The sequence below is a fragment of the uncultured Phyllobacterium sp. genome (assembly GCF_902479695.1).
Classification (GTDB): Bacteria; Pseudomonadota; Alphaproteobacteria; order Rhizobiales; family Rhizobiaceae; genus Phyllobacterium; species Phyllobacterium calauticae.
On the sequence record NZ_CABSQF010000086.1, the window covers coordinates 1 to 6,438 of the forward strand.

Below are 6,438 nucleotides of genomic sequence, written 5' to 3' on the forward strand. Positions count from 1 at the left end.
GTGGTAACGGTGGCGGACACAGACGATAGATGTCAACGTCACCCGCCGACGCGGCTTCGGCGCTGGGCGCGACACACAGACAGGGACATCGTTGTCACCTTGATTTCCCGATTTGGACTATGTTGTTCTGTCTTCCAAAAACCTGGGAGAAGAAGCGTGGGCGACAACAACAGATCCGATGAGATTGACTCTCTGCCCGCTGCTCTCGAACTTATCAACACTGTTGACGATCCGGAGCACAAGGTGGCGTTTCTCAAAGACGTTGTCAGTACGCTGGTGGAGGAAGTATTAGAGCTTCGCAAGAAAGTTGCCGAACTCGGCGGCTAAGACCTTTCCTGCTTCGACCGGCCTCTATGAAAGCTTGTTGGTTTGCACAGCAGACCAACGGCTGGATTGTCTCGCTATCCGGGAAACAGAACTGGTTTTCTTGGGTAAGTGGCGATCCCGGCTGGATTCGAACCAGCGACCGTCGGCTTAGAAGGCCGGTGCTCTATCCAGCTGAGCTACGGGACCAGTTTTGCACCGGCGAACACAGTATCGCCGGGAAATCCGAACAAACTGCAAACAAGGCCAAACGTCAAAGATCAGTGCGTCCAGGGCTGCTTGCGGTCAAAGCGGAAGTTTTCCGAATAGGAGACAACGCGCCGTCTTGTTTCCTTGGGTTCCTGCACCGAATAGGCAATGCCGTTCTTCTGTGCGTAGGCGATTGCCTCTTCCTTCGTTTCGAAGGACAGGCGGATCTGGCTCTTCATGTCGCGCGATGACGTATAGCCCATCAGCGGCTCAACCTTGCGCGGCTGTTCCGGCTCGAATTCCAGCATCCAGCTTTCGGTCTTGGCCTTGCCGGACTGCATGGCTGTTTTTGCGGGGCGGTAAATACGTGCTGCCATTAGAAGAAATCCCTTTGTCTGAAATCCCGATATAGTACAGGCTTCGGTTCAGTACCAGCAGCATCATCGGTTGAAATGGTCGGAGCGGAGAGATTCGAACTCCCGACCCTCTGGTCCCAAACCAGATGCGCTACCAGGCTGCGCTACGCTCCGTATCATGTTCAACGTTGGCTTCCCTAGAGTTTTTGATTCCGGAACGCAATAGCGAAATCAAAGAAAAGCCCGCAAACGGAACAAAAGCTTTGCCACGGCAGGGTATGGAACCGAAAGCCCGGGAAAAGCGCCGGAAATGTTCTGTTGATGTTCCTCCCTGCCCCACAGCCCCATTTGCGAGAGACGAGCTGAAGCATATGATTCGGTGACAAATGGCGTGATTGCACCGTCGGCGTGGACGGGTGCGGGCCTACACTCAACGTCCGAGCTTTTTCACCAAGGTTGCTGCTTTGCGAAGGGGCCGAGTGATTGACCATGACGTACTCGATTGGATGGAACTCAAGCTGTCTTCAAGGACGGCAACGGTTGCAGCTAACCGCGATATCATAGCGGATTGCGCTTCCAGCGCGTTGCGCTCTTTTTCGACCAAAGCGGTTTGAAGGTTGTCCAGTTCGCCTTGCAGCGTTTGTTTTGCCGAGTGCGCCTGCGCCAAATCCTGTCTGGCCGCCACTTCGAGACGTCTCAGCCTTCTGATCTCTCGTCGCAGCGCAATATTATCCAATTGCTCCAGTGACGGATATTCATCGGCTGATTGCGCCGGAACTGATACCGAAGACTGGGACACCATTTCCGACCCGACACGAACTTTTTCCGGCTCAACAATGCTCTCGCTCACCAGCTTCACTTGGTCGAAATTTACTGATGCTGGCAAACACCCTCGAAGGACTGAAAAGAGATATTCCGGATCTCGGGTAAAGCGAGGAAAAGCCAAAAGATAAATTGGAACCCCAGCATTCGTCAGCTTGTCCAAAAGCTGATGGAATCCCACGGCGAGGAGCCGGGCTTGATCCAAAGGATTGAGTGAAAAAACGGTACCTCCAGGTACACTCCCCCATGCGTCCCAGGTTTTACTCTCGTTGGCCATCCATTCTTGGGTACGGTGGAGGTTCTGCAGTTCCAGAATGGTCCTGCTGCTTGCCGCTTCCACAAGATTACGAATCGGAATTATGACGCCATCAAGTTTAATGCTTTTGTTTTCAAGCACCTCATCTGCAAATTGGTACAGCCAAGGAGATTTCACAACATAAGGCAGGTTCTCACCGTCGTGGAGAATAAGATCTTCCAAGCCCGCATTGGCATCTTCAAACAATACTGTTTGACCATCCGCTTTGGTGATATGAGTTTCCAGCCCTAGCGCATCAAGATATCTGACGAGAAGGCTTGTCCCAGCACGCCCGGTGCCAGCTACAAGGAGATGATTTTTCATTGTTCCCTATGATACCGTTACAACAAATCATGGGGACAAAGAGGCCTAGCATGAATCGATCAATCTCCCATAAAACCAGTGGTTTCCGACGTAAGTAAAACTTACGTCAGGGAAAGAATTATCTTCATTCATGGATTCCCCCGAATCCCCATCCAGTAAAACTGATATATTAACCGCAATACAAACTGCAATCACAATTTATTGATGATTAAAGCACAGCCGGAATTCCCGATGTTTTGCGCCCGATTGAAGAATTCAGTATTCATTACTCCGCGCTGCTCGTGCTGATGCTGCCATACAGCAATCAACGTTGCCCGTCCCGACCCCCAATCTCATTTCGCAACTCCCGGAGTGCACCCCGGTTTGGACAAACTCCATCTTGATCACAATGCAGCAAACCAGACGAAGGCCGCCCCCACGGCCAGTGGCGACAAATGGCTTGATTGTAACGTCCGACTTTGGAACACTCCCTGCTGCTCGAACACACCAGCCTCCTTTGACGGGCCGATGAGCCACGTTGAAGATACGTCCTTGATCCGGGTTCAATCCCCCGGGACTGGTTTTGCAGGGAACGCCCGTCGCCAGCCTTATTTCCATGCCGGCGCATATTTCAAACCGTTGGAGTTTCATCATGTCAGCACATATCGAGATCACAGATTCGGCCGCATTCGACCTGGCCCAAAGCATCGCCGATACCCAGAAGGCGAAACTGCGGGAGCAGCAGATGCACCAGATCAGCGATGACGACATGCAGGTCGGTGAAACCTGGTTTGTCTGGGGCATCTTCAGCGCCATCACCGATGATCGCCCGCGGCAGCAGAAACTGCTGGCCGATTATCTCGCCCGGAAAATCCAGCCACGCGGCGACATTGCCAAAATCGTCAGGGATACGCTTGCGCTCGACAGCGAGGGCAACCAGCTGTTCAACGCGATTTCCACCGCCGGCCGGCAGGCCTATCACGAAGACGGCGACCACCATCTGAGCAAGATCGCCGCCATCTTTCTCAATGCCATCAAGAACCATTGACGCTTTCCGCGTCAAAGCAATTCAGATCATGGAAGGCTGGGCGCTCTAAAGATCGAAGGTCGCCTGCCCCTCGTCGAGGGCCGTGACGACGCTGGCGGCCAGCGCGCGGGTGATTTTCGATTTCTTCTCCAGTGCCGCGCGGTCGAGGCGCTCGACAACGCGGCTGGCCGTGGACAGCGACCGCTCGATATGGCTGACCAGAAAGCTGATCACATTGGGATCGACAGCGATCTGCCGGTCGGCAAAGAGCTTGTACATCACCCCGGACAGGAGCATGTCATCCGGCTCGCCGATCTCGACCGTCGTTGCCGCCTTCAGGCGTGAGGCAAGGTCAGGCAGCTGCACCGGCCAGGTGCCCGGCCAGCGGCGCGACGTCATCAGCAGGCTCGATCCGCTCTGGCGCACGCTGTTGATCAGATGGAAAAGCCCGGCTTCATCGATCGGACCATCGCCGATGGCATCGATCAGGAACGGACCGGTCCTGCCCGAGGCATTGCCGATATGCGCGGCATCGATGACGGTTGCCTCCGATTCGGCCTTCCAGACCGCCGCCAGATGCGTCTTGCCCGACCCGGTCGGCCCGGCCAGAATGACCACGGGAGAAATCCAGCCCGGCCAGCGGTCGACAATGTCCACCGCCGCCATGTTGGAGGCGGTGACAATCAGGTCGTCGCGCGAATATCCCGGCGCATGGCCAAGATCGAGCGGCAGTTGTCGCGGTGCATCGGTCATGTCAGGTGAAATACAGTCAATGCCGCCCGGATGTCACCGGATTTCTTTGGACCGCCCGCTTTTGCTGTAATCGCCTGTGTAGAGCGGGGATTGCCGGTAACGGCCGATGACAAAGCGCACGAGAACACCCATGGCCGCAGCCGTCGGCACGGCGATCAGCATGCCGGTAAAGCCCATGAGCGAACCGAAGGCGAACAGCGCGAACATCAGCCAGACCGGATGCAGCCCAACGGAGGATCCCACCAGTTTCGGCTGGAGAATATTGCCCTCGAAGAACTGGCCGATGAAGAACACCACGGCCACGGCACCCACATAGAAATAGTCCGGCCAGAACTGCACCAGCGCCACGCCGATCGCCAGCACCAGCCCGACCAGCGAACCGACATAGGGGATGAAACTGATGAGGCCGGCAAACAGCCCGATCAGCAGCCCGAAATTCAGCCCGACGATCGTCAACCCCACCGCATAGATCATGCCGAGCAGCAGGCACACCGTGCCCTGCCCGCGCACGAAGCCGGCAATGGCTTTATTCATATCACGGGCGATTTCGCGCACCGTCTGCACATGGTCGCGCGGCGTCAGGTTGTCGATGCTCTGCACCATGCGGTCCCAGTCGAGCAGCATGTAGAATGCCACGACGGGGGTGACGACGAACAGCGCCGCGACATCGATGAGCGTCTTGCCCGAGCTCCAGATCGACTGCAGCAGGGTGGACAGGAAACCGGCGCCCTGCTGCAGCAGGGAATCGAGGCTGTTGCGGATGACGGACGCATCGACGCCGATGAAATCCTTCAGCCACTGGGAATCGCGGTTGGCGATCAGTTCCTGCAGCCGGGCGACGTAGCTCGGCAGGCGGGCGATGAAATCGGTCATCTGCGATGCCAGGATCGGCACGAGGATCATCAGCAGCAGCGCAAAGGTCACCAGGAACAGGATCAGGATGACGATGGTTGCCAGAAGGCGCGACATGCCCAGGCGCTCCAGCCGGTCGGCGACGGGATCGAGGAAGTAGGCAAGCACGAGCCCGGCCACGAAGGGCAGCAGGATCGACGAGAAAATGTAGAGGAACAGCGCCAGGAACACCACGGCGCCGGTCCAGAAAAACGCCTGACGCCGCACGGCAGTTGCCAGCGTGTTCACCTGCACATCCACGTGGATGTCACGTTCGGCCGGTGGTGTCGTCTTCGTCTTGCTTACGGTTTTGCTCATAGCCAGCCATGTGTTGTGTCCATGCCACGAGATAGGCAGTGGAGGACGCTGCGGTCAAGAGTGCAACCATCCATACCAGAATCGTCCGCCCCGCGCCGAACGAAAATTGGAAGGTCATATCAGCCAGCGTAAACGCCACCAGCACGATCTGCAGCGCCGTGTTCGCCTTGGACACGAACAGCGGGCGCATTTCCACCGGATTGGCCATCACCGTCGACAGCAGCACTGCACTGATAATGAGGATGTCACGCGAAACAACGATGACAACCAGCCAGACCGGCAGCTCGCTCAAGAACCCGAGAACGACGAACAGCGTGACCAGCAGCAGCTTGTCGGCCATCGGATCGAGATAGGCGCCCAGCTCCGAACGCTGGTCGTAGCGCCGGGCGATATAGCCATCGACACCATCGGAAACGCCGGCGATGACGAAACCGACAAGCGCCGCACCGACGGAACCGGACAGCAGCGCCATGACGATGAACGGCACGAGGATGAAGCGGAAGATGGTGATGTAATTGGGAATTGTCACTCGGCCGGCTTCCTCGCATTTTCTGTTGTTACGCTCTAGATGGACGCAGCAGCGGCATTGCTCAACCCCTTTCCGGCGGCCAAACTGTCGATATCTGGTGTTTTCACCCGGCTTGCGGCACTCAGAGCTTGCAGCGACGGCGGAGTCGTGCCATTTCGCCAGCAACAATCCGGAGCTGACAATGACGATCAAAAATGGCCTCACCTATGCGCAGGCAGGCGTCGATATCGATGCCGGCAATCTGCTTGTCGAAAAGATCAAGCCGATCGTGCGCTCGACACGCCGTCCCGGTGCCGATGGCGAGATTGGCGGCTTTGGCGGCCTGTTCGACCTGAAAGCGGCCGGTTTTACCGATCCGGTCCTCGTTGCCGCCAATGACGGCGTCGGCACCAAGCTGAAGATCGCCATCGATGCGGGCGTGCATGACACGGTCGGCATCGATCTCGTCGCCATGTGCGTCAACGATCTGGTGGTTCAGGGTGCCGAACCGCTGTTCTTCCTCGACTATTTTGCCACCGGCAAGCTCGACCCGGATCAGGGCGCAGCCATTGTCAGCGGCATCGCCGACGGCTGCGTGCGGGCCGGTTCTGCACTGGTCGGCGGTGAAACCGCTGAAATGCCGGGCATGTAC

At 57.0% G+C, this 6,438-nt stretch carries 8 protein-coding genes and 2 tRNA genes; 3 read left to right on the plus strand and 7 right to left on the minus strand.

What is annotated here, in order from left to right; all coding sequences use genetic code 11:
• Window positions 1-156 precede the first annotated feature (156 nt).
• Complete coding sequence (locus RDL77_RS24585) at window positions 157-327, plus strand: hypothetical protein (protein ID WP_223615674.1); 171 nt, start codon at window positions 157-159, stop codon at window positions 325-327.
• Window positions 328-436: 109 nt separating this feature from the next.
• Here the strand turns inward: RDL77_RS24585 and RDL77_RS24590 are convergent.
• From RDL77_RS24590 to RDL77_RS24605, 4 genes are all read right to left on the minus strand, one after another.
• Window positions 437-513: transfer RNA gene (locus RDL77_RS24590), tRNA-Arg, on the minus strand.
• Between the two features lie 71 nt (window positions 514-584).
• A complete protein-coding gene (locus RDL77_RS24595) occupies window positions 585-890 on the minus strand; it encodes an ETC complex I subunit (RefSeq protein WP_105735719.1) in 306 nt (101 codons plus the stop codon).
• 76 nt (window positions 891-966) lie between these two features.
• A tRNA-Pro gene (locus RDL77_RS24600) sits at window positions 967-1,043 on the minus strand.
• 256 nt (window positions 1,044-1,299) lie between these two features.
• On the minus strand, window positions 1,300-2,310 hold the full coding sequence (locus tag RDL77_RS24605; protein WP_288195113.1) for a hypothetical protein: 1,011 nt from the start codon (window positions 2,308-2,310) through the stop codon (window positions 1,300-1,302).
• Between the two features lie 631 nt (window positions 2,311-2,941).
• Here RDL77_RS24605 and RDL77_RS24610 point away from each other — a divergent pair.
• Entirely contained in the window at window positions 2,942-3,337 is a 396-nt protein-coding gene (locus tag RDL77_RS24610; RefSeq protein ID WP_223611209.1) for a hypothetical protein, read from the plus strand.
• A 45-nt stretch (window positions 3,338-3,382) separates the two neighbouring features.
• Here RDL77_RS24610 and hdaA read toward each other — a convergent pair whose 3' ends face one another.
• Genes hdaA through RDL77_RS24625 form a run of 3 tightly spaced genes read right to left on the minus strand, consistent with a single transcriptional unit; the run spans window position 3,383 to window position 5,807 of the window.
• A complete protein-coding gene (hdaA, locus tag RDL77_RS24615; RefSeq protein WP_288195115.1) occupies window positions 3,383-4,069 on the minus strand; it encodes a DnaA regulatory inactivator HdaA in 687 nt (228 codons plus the stop codon).
• 33 nt (window positions 4,070-4,102) lie between these two features.
• Complete coding sequence (locus RDL77_RS24620) at window positions 4,103-5,278, minus strand: AI-2E family transporter (protein WP_223611211.1); 1,176 nt, start codon at window positions 5,276-5,278, stop codon at window positions 4,103-4,105.
• The gene (locus RDL77_RS24625; protein ID WP_288195117.1) at window positions 5,229-5,807 is read right to left on the minus strand and encodes a CDP-alcohol phosphatidyltransferase family protein; all 579 of its coding nucleotides are present in this window, start codon (window positions 5,805-5,807) and stop codon (window positions 5,229-5,231) included. Before RDL77_RS24625 ends, RDL77_RS24620 begins: the two co-directional genes overlap by 50 nt.
• A gap of 181 nt (window positions 5,808-5,988) precedes the next feature.
• On the opposite strand from RDL77_RS24625, the gene purM reads away from it, so the two are divergent.
• Window positions 5,989-6,438: phosphoribosylformylglycinamidine cyclo-ligase (gene purM, locus RDL77_RS24630; RefSeq protein ID WP_374042794.1), on the plus strand; the 450-nt coding region annotated here is incomplete at its 3' end.

What these genes read in the sequence shown, in the direction of transcription:
- RDL77_RS24610 (WP_223611209.1), top strand. Translation starts at nt 2,942, where the DNA reads ATGTCAGCACATATCGAGATCACAGATTCGGCCGCATTCGACCTGGCC.
- RDL77_RS24605 (WP_288195113.1), bottom strand. Translation starts at nt 2,310, where the DNA reads ATGAAAAATCATCTCCTTGTAGCTGGCACCGGGCGTGCTGGGACAAGC.
- hdaA (WP_288195115.1), bottom strand. Translation starts at nt 4,069, where the DNA reads ATGACCGATGCACCGCGACAACTGCCGCTCGATCTTGGCCATGCGCCG.
- RDL77_RS24620 (WP_223611211.1), bottom strand. Translation starts at nt 5,278, where the DNA reads ATGAGCAAAACCGTAAGCAAGACGAAGACGACACCACCGGCCGAACGT.
- RDL77_RS24595 (WP_105735719.1), bottom strand. Translation starts at nt 890, where the DNA reads ATGGCAGCACGTATTTACCGCCCCGCAAAAACAGCCATGCAGTCCGGC.